Annotated in this window: 19 protein-coding genes and 1 pseudogene; 11 read left to right on the top strand and 9 right to left on the bottom strand. The window is 40.3% G+C overall.

What is annotated here, in order from left to right; translation table 11 throughout:
• Positions 1-2: 2 nt before the first annotated feature.
• The 8 genes from NT175_06560 to NT175_06595 all read right to left on the bottom strand — a co-directional run bounded on the left by NT175_06560 (position 3) and on the right by NT175_06595 (position 8,305).
• Positions 3-647: an outer membrane lipoprotein carrier protein LolA gene (locus NT175_06560; protein ID MCX6234375.1), complete on the bottom strand. Its 645-nt coding sequence runs from the start codon at positions 645-647 to the stop codon at positions 3-5.
• Positions 644-2,926, bottom strand: a complete 2,283-nt coding sequence (locus NT175_06565; protein ID MCX6234376.1) for a DNA translocase FtsK 4TM domain-containing protein — start codon at positions 2,924-2,926, stop codon at positions 644-646. Before NT175_06565 ends, NT175_06560 begins: the two co-directional genes overlap by 4 nt.
• A gap of 204 nt (positions 2,927-3,130) precedes the next feature.
• A complete protein-coding gene (locus NT175_06570) occupies positions 3,131-3,823 on the bottom strand; it encodes a hypothetical protein (protein ID MCX6234377.1) in 693 nt (230 codons plus the stop codon).
• Between the two features lie 47 nt (positions 3,824-3,870).
• A complete protein-coding gene (gene lepB / locus NT175_06575; GenBank protein ID MCX6234378.1) occupies positions 3,871-5,379 on the bottom strand; it encodes a signal peptidase I in 1,509 nt (502 codons plus the stop codon).
• Between the two features lie 139 nt (positions 5,380-5,518).
• Positions 5,519-6,133 (bottom strand): DUF5683 domain-containing protein, encoded by a 615-nt coding sequence (locus NT175_06580; protein MCX6234379.1) that lies wholly within the window; start codon positions 6,131-6,133, stop codon positions 5,519-5,521.
• 6 nt (positions 6,134-6,139) lie between these two features.
• Positions 6,140-7,027: a ParB/RepB/Spo0J family partition protein gene (locus NT175_06585; GenBank protein MCX6234380.1), complete on the bottom strand. Its 888-nt coding sequence runs from the start codon at positions 7,025-7,027 to the stop codon at positions 6,140-6,142.
• 22 nt (positions 7,028-7,049) lie between these two features.
• Positions 7,050-7,829: an AAA family ATPase gene (locus tag NT175_06590; GenBank protein MCX6234381.1), complete on the bottom strand. Its 780-nt coding sequence runs from the start codon at positions 7,827-7,829 to the stop codon at positions 7,050-7,052.
• Between the two features lie 80 nt (positions 7,830-7,909).
• Positions 7,910-8,305, bottom strand: coding sequence for a DUF3276 family protein (locus NT175_06595; protein MCX6234382.1), 396 nt, complete (start codon positions 8,303-8,305; stop codon positions 7,910-7,912).
• 172 nt (positions 8,306-8,477) lie between these two features.
• Here NT175_06595 and NT175_06600 point away from each other — a divergent pair, with 172 nt between their 5' ends.
• The 6 genes from NT175_06600 (at position 8,478) to NT175_06625 (ending at position 14,087) form a co-directional block, all read left to right on the top strand.
• The gene (locus NT175_06600) at positions 8,478-9,431 is read left to right on the top strand and encodes a transcription antitermination protein NusB (protein MCX6234383.1); all 954 of its coding nucleotides are present in this window, start codon (positions 8,478-8,480) and stop codon (positions 9,429-9,431) included.
• A 37-nt stretch (positions 9,432-9,468) separates the two neighbouring features.
• Positions 9,469-9,945, top strand: coding sequence for a DUF1573 domain-containing protein (locus NT175_06605; GenBank protein MCX6234384.1), 477 nt, complete (start codon positions 9,469-9,471; stop codon positions 9,943-9,945).
• Positions 9,946-9,982: 37 nt separating this feature from the next.
• On the top strand, positions 9,983-10,312 hold the full coding sequence (gene yajC, locus NT175_06610) for a preprotein translocase subunit YajC (GenBank protein ID MCX6234385.1): 330 nt from the start codon (positions 9,983-9,985) through the stop codon (positions 10,310-10,312).
• Positions 10,313-10,393: 81 nt separating this feature from the next.
• A complete protein-coding gene (coaE, locus tag NT175_06615; GenBank protein ID MCX6234386.1) occupies positions 10,394-10,993 on the top strand; it encodes a dephospho-CoA kinase in 600 nt (199 codons plus the stop codon).
• A 101-nt stretch (positions 10,994-11,094) separates the two neighbouring features.
• Positions 11,095-11,628 (top strand): hypothetical protein, encoded by a 534-nt coding sequence (locus NT175_06620; protein MCX6234387.1) that lies wholly within the window; start codon positions 11,095-11,097, stop codon positions 11,626-11,628.
• A gap of 68 nt (positions 11,629-11,696) precedes the next feature.
• A complete protein-coding gene (locus tag NT175_06625; GenBank protein MCX6234388.1) occupies positions 11,697-14,087 on the top strand; it encodes a glycoside hydrolase family 127 protein in 2,391 nt (796 codons plus the stop codon).
• A 9-nt stretch (positions 14,088-14,096) separates the two neighbouring features.
• Here the strand turns inward: NT175_06625 and NT175_06630 are convergent, their stop codons facing one another.
• Complete coding sequence (locus tag NT175_06630; GenBank protein ID MCX6234389.1) at positions 14,097-14,654, bottom strand: DedA family protein; 558 nt, start codon at positions 14,652-14,654, stop codon at positions 14,097-14,099.
• 74 nt (positions 14,655-14,728) lie between these two features.
• On the opposite strand from NT175_06630, the gene NT175_06635 reads away from it, so the two are divergent.
• The 5 genes and pseudogenes from NT175_06635 (at position 14,729) to NT175_06655 (ending at position 20,855) form a co-directional block, all read left to right on the top strand.
• Positions 14,729-15,631 (top strand): polyphosphate kinase 2 family protein, encoded by a 903-nt coding sequence (locus NT175_06635; GenBank protein ID MCX6234390.1) that lies wholly within the window; start codon positions 14,729-14,731, stop codon positions 15,629-15,631.
• 139 nt (positions 15,632-15,770) lie between these two features.
• Positions 15,771-18,042, top strand: a pseudogene (locus NT175_06640) (aconitate hydratase).
• A gap of 71 nt (positions 18,043-18,113) precedes the next feature.
• The gene (gene porQ, locus NT175_06645; protein MCX6234391.1) at positions 18,114-19,187 is read left to right on the top strand and encodes a type IX secretion system protein PorQ; all 1,074 of its coding nucleotides are present in this window, start codon (positions 18,114-18,116) and stop codon (positions 19,185-19,187) included.
• A gap of 178 nt (positions 19,188-19,365) precedes the next feature.
• Entirely contained in the window at positions 19,366-20,484 is a 1,119-nt protein-coding gene (locus tag NT175_06650) for a DNA replication/repair protein RecF (GenBank protein ID MCX6234392.1), read from the top strand.
• A gap of 80 nt (positions 20,485-20,564) precedes the next feature.
• A complete protein-coding gene (locus NT175_06655) occupies positions 20,565-20,855 on the top strand; it encodes a DUF721 domain-containing protein (GenBank protein ID MCX6234393.1) in 291 nt (96 codons plus the stop codon).

Below are 20,855 nucleotides of genomic sequence, written 5' to 3' on the forward strand. Positions count from 1 at the left end.
TATTATCTCATATCAATGATTTCAGCTCCAGGATAATTCTCTTGTTTAAAGATGAATTTATCAGCCTCCATTGGTACATCGTGCAGGAATCGAATGACTTTATATGAATAGGTACTGCCATTCTTGTCAAAAACTGTAAAACTCAGGATTTCATTTATCCCTTTTTCAACTTTGAGTTCGATTTTGGAGAAAGACTTACCTTCAATAGGTGTGAGGTCAATTATCTGAACAGCCTTGCCATTCTCATTTATTTCTTTGATATACTTCGATTTATAATTTTTATTATAGGATGTAAACAACTTGGAAGGCGTGATGGCGTCATTACCTTCTTCGACGTAATTGATCTGCACTTCGTTGGCGTCTTTGATGTATGTCCATACAGTTTCGCCATCGCAAATCACCTCCTGTCCGGCAATAGTCAACCTGTAGCTATTACCTTTGATAGATAGCACGCCATCCATGCTTTCGTATATACCCTGGGATTTATTTTCCATGGTGTAAGTAAACTCAAATTTCATCGAGGTGTACGATTGTGTTTTGGTCTGGATTTGGTCGAGGATGTCGGATGCTGTTTTATCCTGAGCTTTAAGGAGAGTATTAAAACAGAAAAAAATGAGGAATGACGCTATAATTGGTTGTGTTTTCATTTGGAATCCTTAGTTTGGCCGAAATCTCTCAAATAGTGTTCCAATTCCATTTCGGTTTTAACTTTAACTTCGCGCGCTTTGCTGCCTTCAAAAGGTCCAACGATGCCGGCAGCTTCAAGCTGGTCTATGATACGTCCGGCACGGTTATAACCGAGTTTAAGTTTTCTCTGAAGCAGGGAAGTGGAACCATGCTGATATTGAACGACCAGCCTGGCGCCATCTTCGAAGAGTTCATCGCGTTCAGTGGGATCGAAATCCTTATTGGGTTCATCTTTTTCATCGAAATATTCGGGCAGGTCAAAAGCGGTCGGGTAACCTCTTTGTGATCCGATATATTCTGATACCCTTTCCACTTCTTCAATATCAACATAGGCACATTGGAGACGCACCAGGTCACTGCCTGTACCTATCAACATGTCGCCACGGCCGATAAGTTGTTCGGCCCCATTTGAATCGAGAATGGTGCGGGAATCGATTTTTGAGATAACACGGAATGCAATGCGCGTTGGAAAATTCGCTTTTATTAATCCGGTGATGATATTTACCGATGGACGCTGTGTGGCAATGATGAGATGAATGCCAATAGCCCTTGATAATTGCGCCAGGCGCGTGAGGGGTGTCTCTATTTCTTTGCCGGCCGTGATGATAAGGTCGGCAAATTCATCGACGACAACGACAATATATGGGAGGAATCTATGCCCCTCATTTGGATTGAGCTTTCTGGTCAGGAATTTTGCATTATACTCTTGTATGTTCCTGACCCCTGCATCCCGAAGGAGATCATAACGACTGTCCATCTCGATGCTCAGACTATGCAATGTTCTGACGACCTGCCTGATGTCGGTAATGATCGCATCTTCAAGGTCAGGCAGTTTGGCGAGAAAATGCCGCTCAATTTTAGCAAAAAGCGAAAGCTCAACCTTTTTAGGATCGACGAGGATAAATTTTAACTGCGAAGGATGCTTTTTATAAAGAAGTGATGTGATGATCGTATTTAATCCGACGGATTTACCCTGGCCAGTGGCACCAGCCATCAGGATATGCGGCATCTTGGTCAGATCGGCAATATAACTTTCATTCGATATCGTCTTCCCAAGCCCAAATGGCAGGGCATATTTTGAAGTCTGGAAACGTTCGGATGACAGAATCGATTTGATGGATACAACCTCCGGATTCTGATTGGGTACTTCAATGCCAATAGTTCCTTTTCCCGGCAAAGGCGCTATTATCCTGATACCAAGAGCAGCCAGGCTGAGAGCAATGTCATCTTCAAGATTTTTTATCTTGGAAATGCGTACACCGGGAGGAGGAATAATCTCATAGAGTGTCACAGCAGGGCCTATCGTGGCCTTGATCTTGTCAATACTTATGTCATAATTATTCAGCGTCTCAACGATACGGTTTTTATTGGCTTCGAGTTCCTCTTTACGGACACCTATATTGCTCTCACCATAGTCATTCAATAAATCCAACGGAGGATATTTATAATCACGAAGATCTAAAAGTGGATCATATTCCGAATCCAATGATCCATATTCGCCTTCTTTTGGGAAATCAGAGTCTGTGAAGTTCTTCTCGATCTCAGAACTCTCCAGTTCAAGATCAATGCCGCCCGGTGAGTCATTATGGTCTGTTATTACCGGAACACTTGATCCGGCGCTAAGATCCTGGACACCAGTTACCCGTGCTTCAGCGCTATCAAACGGAATATTTATAGGTCTGTTTTCTTCGGGAGACTCCTCATTGTTTTCTGATAGTGATTTTTTCTTCCTCAAATGGAAAGGAAAATTAAAGGCAACAATCAGAAAACAAATAAAAACAAACGCCTGAAGGAATCCTGTTCCTATATTCCCCAAAATGCCCCGAAACCATCCGTTGGCTTGATATCCAAAAGTACCTCCCAGTATCAGTAAGGAATCCGATTTCTGAAAAATAAAACCAAGGGTAATCGATATCCATAACATGCCAAAAATAGAATATGCGATTGGTGTGCCGGCCCTCAGGTTAGGTTTTAATAAAAGTTTAATACCTAAAAAAATCAAGATAAGAATGAACAGATAAGAGGAGATGCCAAACCAACCTTTTATGAAAAGATGCGACAGAGCAGCTCCCAGTCTTCCAGTCCAGTTTTGAACCTCTATGGAGTCATCAAATAAAATACGACCAAGAGAGATATCTGAAAAGGTGTCATCTGGATTATTACTGAACCATCCTAGTAAATAAGATGTAAAACCAAAAAACAGGAAAAAAGCTAAAAGAAAGCAGAAAGCACCGATCATTTTTTTTATCCTATCACTCCGCCCGGATTTTCCGCTTTCTGATTGTTTTGAAGATCGCTTTTTGCTGTTATTATTTTTTTCTTTCTGTAATATATTCTTTTTTAAAGTATTCTGATTTGGGGGCATTCCAAAAAAATTCTCTTATAGTGAATCCTGAGACTGCAAAATTAATAAAAAATGACTGACGATTGACGGCACCTTGTATCACATATCCCCACCACCAAACATATTTTTCAGCTCTTCTTCAGTAACCTGTTTATAACCCTCAGGGACTACAAATTCCTTCTTCTTTAGTTTGCATTTGGTAACAGAAGTTGCTGTAAAAACCATTGAAATCCTGTCTTCATTTACAGTAAATGCGAGAGGGAAACCATCTAATGTTCTGTAATCACCGTCAAAATTCAATTCCTTACCGGGAAGTTTATCCGTATAGAATACGATCACTTTATTTTCTTTTCCATTTTTATTTTTGGTGATTATTTCAGCCTGTTTGCAAATATAACCCGCTATTTCTTTGGTTTGATCCAGATAATTGACTACCGGGGCAGGCTCCTCGGCATTCTTTTTCTCTATCTCCTCTTTCGAAGAAATAATTATAAATTTCTGCCCCATCACATCAAGAAGCGTTGAGCGCGTTCCGGCTTGGGCATCCGTCATTTCAGTCTGGTTTGCCATGCCTCCGGAAATCTCTGATTTTTTCATGCTACCCATGATGTAAGTGGTCATCTCTTTTGGCAGGGCAGCACGGATAGATGCATCAAATTTTGCACTGTCAGGATACGAAATCCCGTACTTAATAACACCACTGAATGGTTTTTTTGATACCTGTCCATTCGATAAAGACCATGCACAAACAACCAGTAAAACTGTAACTAAAAGAAATCGTAATGTCTTCATAATTAATAAATAATAATTGATCATTGATCGTTGATCATTGTTCAAAATTATTGTATACTGCGCAATAATTTATTCCATCTTACCTTTCCGGAGAATAAAGATTTGTTCTTAGCGAGTGATAACCAGACAAAAACAGCTTTCCCGACAACATGATCTTCGGGGACATATCCCCAGAACCTTGAGTCAGCAGAGTTATGCCGATTATCACCCATCATCCAGTAATAATTCATTTTAAAGGTGTATCTATCACTCTGTTTCCCATTGATAAATATTTTGTCATTTCTTATTTCCATCTGATTATCTTCGAAGACACGGATGATGCGCTCATACAAAGGAAGATTTGTAATGGTAAGGGGAACAGTCATCCCTGCTTTCGGTATAAGGAGTGGGCCAAAATTATCCTCATTCCACTTGAAGTTTGAATCATAGGGGAAAATATGTGGAGCCCAATCACCTTTAGGATAGTTGACTTTTTTGAAATTGATTACGTTCGGGTAGGTTTTTATTTCTTCCACTGCCATGTCAGTCAAAGTTATTAGGAACTGATTCTTGCTCAGCGGCTTAATTTCTTCGGTAACATCGAGTTTGGCAAGATTTCTCGGATTAACAGGAGTACCGTTTGTTTCAACAATATATTTGTACTCCTTTTTACCAGGCGTTACAAGCTCCTTACCGTTAATGAAGATAACCTGGTCTTTTATTTCCAAGGTGTCACCCGGAATCCCGATACAGCGTTTGATATAGTTTTCCCGCTTGTCAACAGGTCGATAAATGACGTTTCCAAAGTTATACGAATCGCTCCATATCCTGTCTCTTCCAAATTGACGGACAAGGGCATAGTAATCGGGATTCTGGACTTTTAATGCCACTGTATCACCATTAGGATAATTAAACACCACAACATCATTGTTGTGTATTTTTTCAAGTCCGGGAAAGCGGTAATACTTAAATTTAATCCATTCCAGGTATGATTTGCTGGTTTTGGAAAGAGGCATGGTATTATGGACAAAAGGGAAGGATAGGGGTGTGTTGGGAATTTTTGGACCGTAATTGATCTTGCTCACAAATAGAAAATCTCCGACAAGAAGAGTTTTTTCCATCGAAGAGGTTGGGATAGTATAGGCTTCAATAAGGAATGTCCTGATTATCGTAGCGGCGACAACAGCAAAGATGATTGCATCTACCCACTCTCTCGTGGCAGTCTTCTTTATCTTCGGTCGCTTATCAGGATCCAGAAACTGTTCTTTGCTTGAGACGCCCAAATAGGGCAGATACAGAAAAGGAAAAAGGACTGCAAGAGCCTGATGACCTATATCGAACTTCTTGTAACATTTTGCCAGTTCAACAATCATCAGCATGACCATGAAGGCATTGATAAATGGAATGAGAAGAAAGATATACCACCACCATGGTTTTTTAATTATCCGGAGCCATATATAATAATTATAAAATGGAATAACCGAGCTCCATCCATGAAAACCAGCTCGTTCAAAGATATTCCAGGCAAAAATTGGGAAGAATAGAAAAATCACAATGAGTAACAGGGTCAGGTCCATAAAAAGGTAATATTTGATTTATAAAGTAAAGCCTAATAAATGAAATTATTTTATTCTTTCTGTTAAATTATGTTAAAGTTTTCATTGACAGACAATTTACAATATTTTTATGAGCATATCCGGAATGTGATTTTCGGGATCACCTGAAATTCAAAGTCAGCGTCATACCGGCAACAGGTTGATAACCTGGGAAGAAATTATTTTTCAATCCCGGTTCCACATGCAGGGAGATATCTTCACTGATATCGAAATCCATAAGCTGTGCATCTACGGCTGCATCCAGTATATTTAGTATATACCAAATCCCGCAGAATATCCATGATAACTCGAGATTCCGAAGATAATAATCCTTTCCGGCCTTTAATTGTTCTGACGTCAGATATTTATAAATATAATCATTATCAATAGGAGTTGTGTCATTACTAACCTTCCAGATATATGCTTCCTTGAATTTTTTATATTCGAACGAATTCTGACTGATAAAATAGGCAAATGCCCCAAAACCAGCATAAATGATAGGTATTTTCCAATACTTTTTATTATAGGCCTGTCCCAATCCAGGTAAAACAGATGAAAATATGGTGGCTTTGCGGGGCGAATGCGATTTTTGCTCCAGTGTATCAGGAGGGTGGATAGTGTCATTTTGTGCAAATGAAACCTGAAATACAAAGCAAAACAGCATTATGGTCACAAGCGAATGCACGGTAACGGAATGATAAGTTCCCGATAGGATAGTATAGGGGCAGTATGTCACAGTCTTCTATTTTTCAAAGATGGATGTGATTCTGTGCAGATCTTCATCATTGCTGAAGGGAATAACGATAGATCCCTTGCCTTTATTATTCCTTTTTATTTCAACAACAGCTGATAGCTTTTCAGATAATTCCTCTCTGATCTTTTGATATTTGAGTGGCAATGGCGCCGATGATTTTCTGATCTTCTGCATGGGTTGGATGTGCAAGTCCCGGACTATTTTTTCAACTTCCCTAACTGAGAGGTCTTTATCAATAATGATTCGTACAAGGTATGACTGACTTTCGGGATCCTCAAGATTGATCAAAGCTCTGGCATGCCCCATGGTGATATGATTATCTCTGATAGCCACCTGAATATCCGGAGGTAAACGTAAAAGCCTGATATAATTGGCAATCGTTGATCGGTTTTTCCCAACTTTTTCGCTGAGCTGTTCCTGGGTGATGTTGCATTCTTCTATCAGGCGCTGGAAACCGATAGCAATTTCAATCGGATTGAGGTCTTCACGCTGTAAGTTTTCAACAAGGATCATTTCAAGCATCTGATGATCATTGGCCACACGGATATATGTGGGTATCTCTGTCATTCCGGCCATCTTTGCTGCTTTAAGTCTTCTTTCCCCGGATATGAGCTGGTATTTGTCATACCCAAGTTTTCGTACTGTAACAGGTTGTATGAGACCTTGCTGTTTAATGGAATTCATCAGTTCATCAAGGGCTTCCTCTTCAAACTGGCTGCGCGGCTGAAAGGGATTAGATTCGATGCTGCTGATGGAAATGGTAGCAATGGCACCGACCACATAATTCCCCGACATGTCTTTAAATGTGATATCGGTGTCAGGGCTTTCCAATAAGGCACTCAAACCTCTGCCTAGTGCTTTCTTTTTACCTTTCATTCCATATGGATTAAAGTCAGAATCAATTTACTCTGGTCATGTTGTTTTTCTGAAGGATCTCACGGGCCAGATTGAGGTAATTTATTGCGCCTGTGCTGCTTGCATCATGCATGATAATGGTCTCACCAAAACTTGGTGCTTCACCCAAACGGGTATTCCTGTTGATGATCGTTTCAAAAACCATTTGCTGGAAATGCGTTTTAACCTCTTCCACCACTTGGTTGGCTAAACGTAATCGGCTGTCGTACATCGTTAAAAGTATCCCTTCAATATCCAGTTCAGGATTTAGCCGTGTCTGAACTATTTTAATAGTGTTAAGCAACTTCCCCAATCCTTCCAAAGCAAAATATTCACACTGAATAGGTATAATCACCGAGTCGGATGCCGTCAGGGCATTCACTGTGATCAATCCCAGTGATGGAGAACAATCGATAAATATAAAATTATAATTATTCCGTATCTTGCTGATCACGCGGCGCATCATTTTCTCGCGGTTTGGCAGGTTGATCATTTCTATTTCAGCTCCGACAAGATCAATGTGGGCAGGAAGAATATCCATGTTAGGAGTAGACGTATTCAGAATAATGTTTGCAGGATCAACGTCATCAATAATACATTCATATATGCTGGTTTTAATGTTTTTAGGATTAAAACCGACACCGGAGGTTGCATTGGACTGAGGATCTGCATCAATGAGGAGTGTTTTGTATTCAAGAACAGCCAGGCTGGCACAAATATTTATAGCCGTTGTCGTTTTTCCAACACCACCTTTCTGATTGGCAATGGCAATAACCTTTCCCATAAATGTTTATTCAAAGAGGTTGCAAAAATAACGAAAAAAGCTGTCCTTGGGGACAGCTTTTTGTAATATTTTACTAACCATTACTTATCCTGAACATCCGAATCAAGATCTTCGAATTCAACCTGAGTATGTTTTTTGCTCAGATCTTCAATAGATTCTTCCGGAAGGGCGCTTTCATTAGTTTCCACCAGCTCATCAACAGGTATTTCGGGGATTTTACCGGTTTCAATAAATTCAATTACATCTTTCAATCCATTCTGGAATTTTTCAAAGTCCTCTTTATAGAGAAAAAGTTTATGCTTTTCGTAAAAGAACTTTCCCTGATCATTGTTAAATTTTCTCTTACTCTCAGTGATCGTGATATAGTATTCATTTGAACGCGTTGCTTTGACATCAAAAAAATACGTCCGCTTTCCCGCTCTGACAGCCTTCGAAAAAATTTCGTCCTGTCTATCCTTGTTTTCTAACTCTTCCATGATCTTTTCCTTTTTGGTTATTTCAACACAAAAATACATAATAATGTTTTAATTAATTGCAACACTTCTCATTTAATTTATTGGGCAAAGGCTCGACAGAAGAAAGTAATACATTTTAAAAAAAATGTTAAATTTGCAGCCTGTCCATTTAACCATTGTTCATTAGGTAGATATGCTTAGCCGTCGGCAACTCCGTATTAAAGTATTGCAGGCCATTTATGCCTATATTCAGTTGGAGAATAATGACCTGGCACTCGGTGAAAAGGAATTGATGCGGAGCATTAATAAACTCCAGGAATTGTTTATTTATCAGCTTTCTTTTATTATTGAGATCTTTGATTTTGCGCGGAAAATGATTGAACAGGGCAAACTTAAGATGCTGCCTGCGGATGAGGATATTAATCCTAACACAAAATTTATTGATAACAAGGTCATCAGTCAGTTCATCATCAACCGCGATTATAACAAAAAGACTGACCAGTTAAAAATTTCCTGGAAGGACGAGGAGGAAATGGTAAGAAGAGTTTTTCAAAGCATTCGCCAAAGCCAGGAATACAAAGAATATATGGAGAGTGAACAGCACAGTTATCAGGAAGACAAGGATATCCTGCTTGAGCTGTTCAGGAAATATATTATCCCTTACGAAAGCCTTGAAGGATATTACGAAGAGAAAAGTATTTACTGGGCCAGTGATTATCCTGTGATCAATATCCATGTCATAAAATGCATCAAAGATGTTGATGAAACATGGAATGAACATAGCTTTTTACCTTCCTCTCGCGATGAGGATAATGAAGATGAGGCGTTGGATTTTGCACGGCAACTTTTTTTGAAGACTATCTTAAAGGGGAATGAATATGAAAAAATGATTGCCGAAAAAGCATTGAACTGGGAATCGGAAAGGATAGCCCTTCTGGATATGATATTACTTAAAATGGCTATCTCGGAGATTATTGATTTTCCTTCGATACCCATCAAGGTCTCATTTAATGAATACATCGAAATTTCCAAGGAATATAGTACTCCTAAGAGCAAAGTTTTTATAAATGGTATACTCGATAAGCTGATCGCAGAACTCCGTGAAAAGAATATGATACACAAGTCGGGCAGAGGCTTGGTGGAATGATAATAATTCCTATTTTTGTGAGTAGATATTTTCCCGTATGCGACAGAATCTGATTATTTATATACTTTTGTCCGCAGCGCTGATAGGTCTTGATTTATCCGGATGTAAATCGCCGGATGAAAATAGTAATATTTCTACACATATTGTTCAGAATCCTAATACTGCTGAAGGGAAAATAGATAAAACAATGTTACCGGAATTTCAGTTTAATATGGAAGAGCATGATTTTGGGAAGATCATTGAAGGTGAAATCGTGACCTATGCATTCAAATTCACAAATGTTGGTAAGGTTGATTTATTGATATCATCAGTCAGTACATCATGTGGATGCACTGTTTCGAAATTTCCCAAAGATCCAATCAGGCCCGGAGAAGAAGGATATGTTGAAGCAACTTTCAATAGTGAGGGAAGGGGTGGATTCCAGAATAAAACCATTACTGTGGTGGCTAATACACAACCTAATCACAGGACTTTACGAATAAAAGCTCAAGTCGTGACACCAGAATCGAAATAATCCTTTTATAGTATTAATTTTGTTAAATTAACTGAACATGAATAATTTGATGTACATCATCCTAATGACTCAACCTGCTGCAGGTCAGAAAGGGAGTGGATACAGTTCTTTGATTTTCCTCGCTTTGATCATCGTCGTTTTTTATTTTTTCTTCATTCGTCCACAGATGAAGAAAACCAAGGACCAGAAAAAGTTTAGGGAAGCGTTAAAAAAATTCGATAAGGTCATCACTATTGGTGGTCTCCATGGGAAAATTGTTGAAGTGCGTGATACGACTTTTATCATCGAAGTTGAAGGCACTCGCCTGAAAGTTGAGAAGACAGCTATAGCCTCCGGTGAACCTGGACAGGCCGAAGAAAATAAATAGTATTTCTGGATTTGATCTTCTTCTTCTTAGTAAAAGATCCGGAAACTCTCTATTTCGTCTTCCACGATAAAACACCAGGCCATGATTAAGGTCGGATTAACAGGTAGCATAGGAAGTGGAAAGACCCTTGTCACCAGGATATTCCGTATAATGGGTGTCAGTATTTATCACGCTGATATTGAGGCAAGAAAGTTCCTTTTACAGGATGCTGTCAGAAAACTGGTGACAGATCAAATTGATGGCGATTTTAATGATAAGAATAATAATATCATTCCTGGAAAACTTGCCGGTATCGTTTTCACAAATCCACAGGCTCTTGTAGTTTTGAATGACATTTTGCATCCTCTTGTTAAAAGTGATCTCACCCATTGGCTTAATTCCCGAATAAAGGAGCCTTACGCGATTTGCGAAGCAGCTATCCTGTTCGAGAGTGGTTTTTATAAGGAGTTTGACAAAATCATCTCTGTTGATGCTCCTGATGAACTGCGTCTATTGCGTGTGATGCAGCGAGATGGCATGACCAGGAAGGAAATACTCAACAGGATGCAAAATCAGTTGAGCGGTCGTGAAAAAGTTCAACGGGCTGACTTCGTCATCATTAATGATGAAAGACATATGCTTATCCCTCAAGTGCTCAAAATTCACCAGATGTTGATGAAATTGGCAGGAAGTGAACAATGATCAATGAACAATGATCAATGATCAGTGAGCAATGATCAATAAGGTAATGACCTTTTTGTAAGATAAAAAAATTGTCGGTCTGAAAGTAAAATTTTAGAAACATGGAAAATTTAACATTGGGTATCGGCACGCGGATAGTGCATCCGGAATTTGGAGCCGGTGTGGTTATTCAGGTCTATTCTGATGCTTATGAAATTACATTTATTGACCATGGCACCAAGCAAATATTGAAAAGTTTTCAGGGATTGAAGGTGACGGATTTCGTGAGCCAGGAGACAGATTTGCTTAGCTATGAAAAGATGGAAAAACGCTTTCTTAATATCATACGGAGATTCTCCGATCTGCAGGAAACGGTTACGATGGCAAAAAAATGGATAGGAGGAAGGTTGATCCTGGAACCTGGCGATAAAGACCTGCAGGGAAAAGACATGCCCATCGATATACTGTTTCATAAAATTGTAATGATCCGCGACCGCCTCAGGGTCATGGAACAAAAAGTCAACAGCAGTAACCTGCCCGAAGTGGATAAAATCGAAATTCAGCAATACATCACGAGAATTTATGGCAGTTTAACTTCCTTTAATGTCCTTTTCGCCGAAAAAGATGATTATTTTATTGGCGATAAGGGCAAATAAATATAGCATCCAAGAGTACTGTGCCTTTTGGAACTTTCAATGGCGAAAGGATTTAACTATTATCAAAGATGAGAAATATAATGGTCATATGTATTGTCCTGTTATCGTTTCTGGCTGGACAAAGGATTATGTTTGCACAGAAGGATTACCAAATCAAGCCGGTTCCCTTTACAAAAGTCAAAGTCAATGACCGTTTTTGGGCTCCACGGATGAAGATAAATAAAGAGATCACCATTCCGGTTGCTTTCGAAAAGGCTGAAGAGACAGGGCGCATAAAAAATTTTATGATCGCAGGTGGTATTGAACAGGGCAGTTTTTGTTCACTTTATCCCTTCGATGATTCGGATGTATATAAAAATATCGAAGGAGCATCTTACTCCCTGCAGGAATTCCCTGATCCTGTTCTTGAGGCCTATCTTGATACATTAATCTCTTACATTGCTGCCGCCCAGGAGAAGGATGGCTACCTCTATACCAACCGAACAATTGATTCTATCCACACACATGAAATGGCAGGCAATGAGCGATGGGTGAACGAGGAACAGTTCAGTCATGAGCTTTATAATGCCGGTCATCTGTATGAAGCCGCCGTCGCTTTTTATCAGGCCACCGGAAAACGAACATTGCTGGATGTCGCCTTGAAAAATGCTGACCTGATCGACAAGACCTTTGGATGGGGAAGACTTGAAAAGGTTCCGGGACATCAGGAAATAGAAATAGGTTTAGTCAAGCTTTACCGATTGACTGGTGAGACTAAATATCTTAGCCTTGCGAAATTCTTTCTCGACAGGCGAGGCCCTGGTGGTGATGAATATGCTCAGATGCATAAACGTGTGGTGGATCAGGATGTGGCTGTCGGCCATGCCGTCAGGGCACAGTACATGTATGCTGCAATGGCTGATGTGGCGGCCCTCACAGATGATCAATCATATGTTACGGCTCTTGACAAGCTTTGGGATGATGTCGTATTTAAAAAAACCTATATCACCGGAGGACTCGGCGCTGTCGGCGGCAATGAAGGATTCGGCGATCCTTATGACCTTCCCAATATGACTGCCTATTGCGAAACCTGCGCTGCCATTGCCAATGCCTTATGGAATCAGAGAATGTTTCTTTTAAAAGGTGATTCCAAATACTATGATGTGCTCGAGAGGGTTTTGTACAACGGGATCATCTCCGGAGTGTCACTCTCCGGCGACCGGTTTTTTTATCCCAATCCCCTGGCTTCCATGGGGCAGCATGAACGCAGTCCATGGTTCGGCTGTGCCTGCTGCCCGGTGAATATATCCAGGTTTCTCCCATCTGTGCCAGGTTATATTTATGCATACACCGACAGCAGCATTTATATTAATCTGTTTATCCGGAACTCGGCTGAAATATGCCCTGAAAACGATACGGTGGCTATTTCACAGGAAACCACTTATCCATGGGATGGTACAATTAAAATCACCGTTGAACCCAAAAAGCCTCAGTCATTTGAAATGCTGATTCGCATCCCCGGATGGGCCAGGGAACAACCCATTCCAGGCAACCTATACAGGTTCACTGATAAATATGACCAGCTTATTAAAATGACTTTAAACGGCAAAGAGGTAAATATTATAATGAAAAATGGTTATGCCAGTCTGCACCGTTTGTGGAATAAAGGTGATATCATCGTACTCAAATTGCCCATGCCCATTCGTATGATTGAAGCAAGTGAAAATGTCACTGCTGATATTGGCCATGTCGCTATCGAACGTGGTCCGCTTGTATACTGCGCCGAAGGCATTGATCAGCCCGGACAAAGAGTGATGAACATATTTATCCGGGAGAACGCCATTCTGCGATCTGAATATAATCCGGAAATGTTAGGCGGCATTATTGTCATTAAAGGGTTTGTTGAAAGTACGGCAAAACTGCCCGGAGATCAAATAGGCATGGCTTCGCAAAGTCTGCTGGCCATTCCATATTATACCTGGGCAAACCGCGGACCTGGTGAAATGGAGGTTTGGATACCTCAAAGCCAGGATATGACCTTACCTGCACCTTTACCTTCAATTGCATCAATGAGCAAAATCTCTGCATCTTCTGTAGTAAAAAATCTGAGGGCTTTAAACGATCAGTATGAACCAGCTAACTCAAATGATCATTCCATAATTTACTACCATTGGTGGCCCGAAAAAAACTCCACTGAATGGGTACAATATGATTTCGATAAAGAACAGAAGATTTCATCTTCAAAGGTCTACTGGTTTGACGATGAAACCGATGGAGAATGCAGGGTGCCTGCCTCCTGGAAGTTGTCGTATAAAGCCGGCGAGGACTGGCTTCCGGTGGAAAATTTGAATCCATATTCAGTTAATAAAGACCGGTTTAATGTTGTCAATTTTAAAAAAATAAAGACGAGCGCATTACGGCTGGAAGTGCAGTTCCCAAAAGAGTATTCAGCAGGGATATTTGAGTGGACCGTTGAGTAAATTTAATGTTTAGAATCCCTGTTTGACAGCATTTCGTTCCCGGACCCATGTTAAGACGGAAAGTGAAATACCGATCATGAGTATCCCTAAAATGACAAATAGTTCATATCGTTCAAATTCTTTTATCTGTCCTTTCAGTACATGGCCAAAAAAGTAACCGGCAAGGATTAAAAGTGAAGCCCAGATGATGGTCATGAAGAAACTTATAATCAAAAACCGGATTGTGCTGATCTTGCTCATACCGATCATAAGTGGCGTCAGGATTCTGAAGCCATAGAGGAAGCGGTAACTGACAAGGAGCAATCTGGGATGCTTTTCAATATAGTCTTTAACTTTTCCGGCATGTTTCATCAGTGACGGACGTTTTTCAATCACGGTGCGGCCTTTGTACCTGCCGAGGAAAAAATAAAACCAGTCGGAAGTGAGGGTTATGAGAATTGCAAGGGTGGCAACGAGAAAAATATTCATGTAATCCTGGTGTGCAGCAAAAGAAGAAGCGATTATAACGGTATCACCCTCCAGGAGCACGCCGATCATGACGCTAAGATACAGGGCAAATGCTTGCATAACTCTTAGAGATATTTTATTACTTTTACTTTATTAAACATTTCCGGAAATAAAATTAATTAAAATTTATCAGAATGACATCTTCAAAAATTATCAGTGCCTTAAAGATAAGCGATGGTATAAAAATCAACCTAAAAAACTTTGATACTGGTCTCGGATTTACAGATGAACTCAAAGAATTTAAAAAATCCGAATTGAAGGACAGGGCTAAGGAGATTCTTGAAAGGAACATTGAGGAATTAGCCAGTATGCAGGAATTGCTTTATGCAAGTGACAATTACGGGTTACTTATCATTTTGCAGGCTATGGACGCTGCAGGCAAAGACGGCATTATTAAACACGTGATGAAAGGCATCAATCCGCAGGGATGCCAGGTTTACAGTTTCAAACAGCCGTCGGCAGAGGAACTGGATCACACATTCCTGTGGAGATGCATGAAAACCCTGCCTGAACGAGGCCGCATTGGTATATTTAACCGATCATACTACGAAGATGTGCTGGTTGTGAAAGTGCATCCCGAAATCCTCAGCAAGGAGCAACTTCCGCAGAAAAGCTATGATGAATCTTTCTGGAAACGTCGCTATGAAGACATCAATGCATTTGAACGGCATCTTGTCCGCAATGGAACAATAGTCCTTAAATTTTTTCTCCATGTTTCAAAAAAGGAACAGAAACAACGCTTTCTGCAAAGACTTGAAGACCCCAACAAACTGTGGAAATTTTCAGCGGCCGACATCACAGAACGTGCCTTCTGGGATGATTATATGAAAGCGTATGAAGAAGCCATCAGTAACACCTCAACAAAATGGGCTCCATGGTACGTTATTCCTGCTGATTTTAAATGGGCATCACGGACACTTGTGTCGGATATAATTGTGTCGACGATCAAGTCACTTGATTTAAGCTATCCCGTTCCATCCAAAGAAAAGTTAAAAGCTCTGGAAGATGAACGGCAAAAACTTCTTAATGGTCAATAATCATTTTATTTTTCATCTCCCGACATTCGGGATTTCACTCGGTTTCGCCTCGTTCAACTTTATTTCCCGGCCTATTTTTGCATAGCGTCTAAACAATTGATATTTTTATGCTTTATTCAATAGAAAATTAAAATTCAATATACTGTTTGATATAGATCTTGTTAAGAAAGTGTACGGGTTCATGACCGGAAGAATTGAAAGTGCCCGTAAAATTCTGGGCCGACCTTTGACATTAAGTGAAAAAGTGCTGTATAGTCATTTATGGGATGGTAATGCCACCATTTCTTATCAGAAGGGGACGGATTATGTTAATTTTGCTCCTGACCTGGTAGCCATGCAGGATGCCACAGCCCAGATGGCATTACTTCAGTTCATGAATGCTGGAAGGGAAAAAACCGCAGTACCAACAACAGTCCATTGCGACCACCTCATACAGGCGTATGTGGGTGCAAAGGCTGATCTCGGTTTTGCACTTGAACAGAATAAAGAGGTGTATGATTTTCTGGAATCTGTTTCAGTAAAATATGGCATCGGTTTCTGGAAACCCGGTGCCGGCATCATCCATCAGGTCATCCTCGAGAATTATGCTTTCCCGGGTGGAATGATGACAGGTACGGATTCCCATACGGTGAATGCCGGCGGTCTGGGCATGATAGCAATTGGCGTCGGTGGCGCTGACGCTGTCGATGTTATGGCCGGTATGCCATGGGAATTGCGAATGCCTGAGCTTATCGGCGTCAAACTAACAGGAACACTCTCCGGATGGACAGCGCCCAAAGATGTCATATTAAAGGTCGCAGGTATTATTACGGTTAAAGGTGGAACCGGTTATATCCTTGAATATTTTGGCGATGGAGCTGACTCCATCTCAGCTACCGGTAAAGGTACCATATGCAACATGGGTGCAGAGATTGGCGCAACTACGTCCATTTTTGGTTATGACAATAAAATGGCTGATTATCTTGTCAGCACAGGCCGCTCCGACATTGCCAGAATGGCTGATAAAATTAAAACCTATCTCAGAGCGGATGATGATGTTTATTTGCATCCCGACAAATATTTCGACCAGATCATTGAGATCAACCTGTCGAAGCTCGAACCCCATGTCAATGGTCCTTATACTCCTGATGCGGCTTATCCCATTTCTGAATTTGTCAACATTGTTAAAGAAAAGAAATATCCACTGAAAATTGAAGTTGGACTTATAGGTTCCTGCACAAACTCATCCTATGAAGATCTGACCCGCGCTGCTTCAATTGCACGGCAGGCAAGTGATAAGGGACTTAAAGTAAAAACAGAATTTATCATCACACCCGGATCGGAACAAATCCGGTACACTGCTGACGTGATGGACTGCTAAAAGCCTTTGAAGACATTGGTGGCATTGTGATGTCGAATGCCTGTGGACCTTGTATTGGCCAGTGGAAAAGACCTACCGACGATCCCGACAGGAAGAATTCGATATTGACGTCTTATAACCGGAATTTCGCCAAACGGAACGACGGCAATCCCAACACCCATAGTTTTGTGGCCTCACCCGAAATCGTCACAGCAATGACCTTGGCAGGTGATCTGACTTTTAATCCGCTTACGGATGTTCTTGTCATGATAGAGGTGAGTCGTTCAGATTCACCCCACCGGAAGGGTTGGAACTACCTCCTGAAGGATTCGAAGTAAATGATAATGGATATATCTCGCCAGAATCTGATAATGCCGTAAATGAAGTTATCATTCATCCGGATTCTGATCGGCTGCAAATACTTAAGCCATTCGATCCCTGGAGTGGTAACGACTTTATTGACTTGCCGCTGCTCATCAAGGTCAAAGGTAAATGCACCACTGATCATATTTCAATGGCAGGGCCGTGGCTGCGCTTTAGAGGCCATCTTGATAAAATATCCGATAACCTGCTCATGGGAGCTGTTAATATATTTAATAATGAAAGCAACCTTATAAAAAATCAACTGTCTGGTGTATATGAAAAAGTAAGTTCTGTGGCCCGGTATTATAAAAATCATGGAATTAGCTCAGTTGTCGTCGGCGATGACAATTATGGAGAAGGTTCATCACGCGAACATGCAGCCATGGAACCACGGCATCTTGGTGTCAATGTTGTTCTGGTGCGGTCATTTGCGCGCATCCATGAAACAAATCTTAAGAAACAGGGTGTGATTGCATTGACTTTTTCTGAAAGGAATGATTATGAAAGGATACGGGAAGATGACCGGCTCGATATTATCGGATTGAAGGAATTTGCAGCAGCGAAATCGCTGATTGTCGTGTTACACCATTCCGATGGAACAGAAGAGCGGTTTCCTGTTAACCATTCATATAATGACACGCAGATCGAATGGTTTAAGGCTGGCAGTGCATTGAACCTCCTTCGAAAAGAGATTAAAGGGAATAAATAATATTCCTTCTAAAACCTCGTTATTATGACTTATTTGGATAAATTTGCACGACTTAGTTTAAATCGTACAGAGTGGATATATTGAAGAGAGTTTACTTAATCCTGGTTTTGTTTTTAATTTCCGGTATTTGTTCTGCCCAGATCGGCGGTTCGCACACGTATGATTTTCTCAATCTAACAAATTCAGCAAGGATAGCAGGAATCGGCGATAACTACCTGGTTTCGAAAGATAATGACATGACACTTACTCTTGCCAATCCGTCACTTATCACGCCAAAGATGCATAACAGCTTTTCACTGAGTTTTGTTGATTATCCCTCTGATATCAATTATGGTTTTGCAATGTATTCGCGAACTTTTGATAAGATAGGAAGCTTCGCTGCCACGATGCAGTTCATCGATTACGGCAAATTTTTGTATGCGGATCCTACGGGTCAGACATCCGGAAATTTCAGTGTGTCGGAGTATGCGCTTAACATTGGTTGGGGCAGGCAACTAGACTCCTCCTTTTCGATTGGAGCCAACTTCAAGACAATTTACTCATCACTGGAAGCTTATACATCCCTCGGAATTGCTGTTGATGTTGCCGGCGCTTATTATAATGCGAAGTCGGATTTCACAGCTTCTTTGATGTTCAGAAATATAGGCACACAACTAACAGCCTATTATTCTGGTCATACTGAGCCTTTGCCTTTCCAGATTGATGCCGGGATATCAAAACGACTGAAATATTTGCCCTTCAGGTATTTTGTAAATTACAATCACATTGAAAAGTGGGATCTGTCGTATGATGATCCGAATAACCCTGATAATATTGATCCCTTCACCGGCGAGCCTCAATCAAAAAGCGGCATTGCCAGATTTGGCGATAACCTGATGCGACATATCGTAATAGGAGGGGAGATCACCCCCATAAAAAGCTTAAGCTTTAGAATCGGATATAATTATCAACGGCGCCAGGAACTTAAAGTCAATGACAAAGTTGGCATGGTCGGTTTCTCCTGGGGTATCGGACTGAAAATCAATAAATATGAATTCTCCTTTGCCCGGTCGGTCTATAGTCTTGCCGGATCTCCTAATTACTTCACGTTTACATTTAATCCATCCGCTTCACTAAAAAAGAAACAACCTGTATCCAACCAATAAATTGAATTTTTCACTTTTAGCTATTTCTGACATTGTCCATTTTCTTAATGCCTTTTAGTAATTTCTTTATGTACCTTTGTGTTATTGAAATATTTAACACAAAGATTCACAAAGTCTTGTACAACTGGACCCGGAGGATTTCTGAATTTAAATGTTTAATTAACTGACCATTGGGCTTATGTATTTGCATCATCTGTCACTGAATAATTTCAAGAATTACCGGCAGCTTGAATTGGATTTCTGTGAGAAGATAAACTGTTTTGTGGGAGATAATGGCACAGGCAAGACCAATCTCCTGGATGCCATTCATTACCTTTCTTTCTGTAAGAGTTACTTTAACCTTATCGACACGCAGAATATCCGGCATGATGAACCATTTTTTGCTGTCCATGGCGACTATATTAAAAATGATGACCGCACTGAAACTATCAGCTGTATCCAGCAGCGCGCACAAAAGAAAGTATTTAAAATCAACAAAAAGCCTTACACACGTCTTGCTGATCATATTGGTTTGTTTCCACTGGTCATGGTGTCGCCGTATGACCGTGATCTGATCAATGATGGCAGCGAGATCAGAAGAAAATACATCGACAGTGTCATTTCTCAGTTTGATAAAATCTATCTTGATGATCTGATTAATTACAATAAAGCACTGCTTCAACGGAATACCCTTCTTAAGCTGTTTTATGATAGCAGGACTTTTGATAAGGCCTCACTGGAAATCTGGGATGAACAGATGATCACACTTGGTGACAAGATCTTTCAAAAGCGGAAAAAGTTTGTCACTGAATTTATTGCCATTTTTCAGGAATATTTCGAATTCATCACGAATGGAAAGGAGAAGGTAAATATATTGTATGAATCCCAACTTGATAAACAGGATTATAAAATACTCCTCGAACAATCAATTGAAAGGGACATGGCGTTGTGCTTTACAAGTGCTGGAATTCATAAAGATGATATGATATTTATACTGGATGATTTTCCGATAAAAAAATACGGCTCGCAGGGGCAGCAGAAATCGTTTGTCATCGCCCTTAAACTTGCGCAATTCGATTATACAAAGGATGTTAAAGGATTTAAGCCCATTCTTTTATTTGATGATATTTTTGATAAGCTGGATGAAAGCAGGGTAAAACAGATTGTCAGGTTGGTGGGAAATAATAGCTTTGGACAGGTTTTTCTTACCGATACCGACAGTGACCGCATCAGTAAAATTTTTCAGGGATTGGATATCTCTTACAGGATATTTCAGGTACTGGATGGTCAGGTGACACTTATAAAGCAGGAAGAATGAAGCAAGAAAAATGAAGAATAAAGAATGACAGGGCAAGTAACTTTGTAGAGTGAAATCACAGTGAATGTAAGAAATAAAAGATGAAAGGTTCAAACCAATATACACTGAAGGAGGCCATACTGGATTTAATAAAAGCTTATGACCTATCAGGAAAACTTTCTGAGGCACGCGTTATACAGTCATGGGAAGATGTGACAGGTAGAGTCATTGGTCGCCATACTCAAAGTCTTTACATCAGGAATAAAATCCTCTACATAAAACTCGATTCTCCTGCCTTGAAAAATGAACTTCTTTTCTCAAGGCAGAAAATTGTAGATATGCTGAATAATGCAGTGGGAGAAAAGGTGGTCGAAGATATTATTTTCAGATAA

This window comes from Bacteroidota bacterium (assembly GCA_026391695.1).
Taxonomy (GTDB): Bacteria; Bacteroidota; Bacteroidia; order Bacteroidales; family JAGONC01; genus JAPLDP01.

Coding starts and splice junctions, on each gene's coding strand:
- NT175_06560 (MCX6234375.1), bottom strand. CDS start 647: ATGAAAACACAACCAATTATAGCGTCATTCCTCATTTTTTTCTGTTTT.
- NT175_06565 (MCX6234376.1), bottom strand. CDS start 2,926: ATGATCGGTGCTTTCTGCTTTCTTTTAGCTTTTTTCCTGTTTTTTGGT.
- NT175_06570 (MCX6234377.1), bottom strand. CDS start 3,823: ATGAAGACATTACGATTTCTTTTAGTTACAGTTTTACTGGTTGTTTGT.
- lepB (MCX6234378.1), bottom strand. CDS start 5,379: ATGGACCTGACCCTGTTACTCATTGTGATTTTTCTATTCTTCCCAATT.
- NT175_06585 (MCX6234380.1), bottom strand. CDS start 7,027: ATGAAAGGTAAAAAGAAAGCACTAGGCAGAGGTTTGAGTGCCTTATTG.
- NT175_06590 (MCX6234381.1), bottom strand. CDS start 7,829: ATGGGAAAGGTTATTGCCATTGCCAATCAGAAAGGTGGTGTTGGAAAA.
- NT175_06595 (MCX6234382.1), bottom strand. CDS start 8,305: ATGGAAGAGTTAGAAAACAAGGATAGACAGGACGAAATTTTTTCGAAG.
- NT175_06600 (MCX6234383.1), top strand. CDS start 8,478: ATGCTTAGCCGTCGGCAACTCCGTATTAAAGTATTGCAGGCCATTTAT.
- NT175_06605 (MCX6234384.1), top strand. CDS start 9,469: ATGCGACAGAATCTGATTATTTATATACTTTTGTCCGCAGCGCTGATA.
- yajC (MCX6234385.1), top strand. CDS start 9,983: ATGAATAATTTGATGTACATCATCCTAATGACTCAACCTGCTGCAGGT.
- coaE (MCX6234386.1), top strand. CDS start 10,394: ATGATTAAGGTCGGATTAACAGGTAGCATAGGAAGTGGAAAGACCCTT.
- NT175_06620 (MCX6234387.1), top strand. CDS start 11,095: ATGGAAAATTTAACATTGGGTATCGGCACGCGGATAGTGCATCCGGAA.
- NT175_06625 (MCX6234388.1), top strand. CDS start 11,697: ATGAGAAATATAATGGTCATATGTATTGTCCTGTTATCGTTTCTGGCT.
- NT175_06630 (MCX6234389.1), bottom strand. CDS start 14,654: ATGCAAGCATTTGCCCTGTATCTTAGCGTCATGATCGGCGTGCTCCTG.
- NT175_06635 (MCX6234390.1), top strand. CDS start 14,729: ATGACATCTTCAAAAATTATCAGTGCCTTAAAGATAAGCGATGGTATA.
- NT175_06650 (MCX6234392.1), top strand. CDS start 19,366: ATGTATTTGCATCATCTGTCACTGAATAATTTCAAGAATTACCGGCAG.
- NT175_06655 (MCX6234393.1), top strand. CDS start 20,565: ATGAAAGGTTCAAACCAATATACACTGAAGGAGGCCATACTGGATTTA.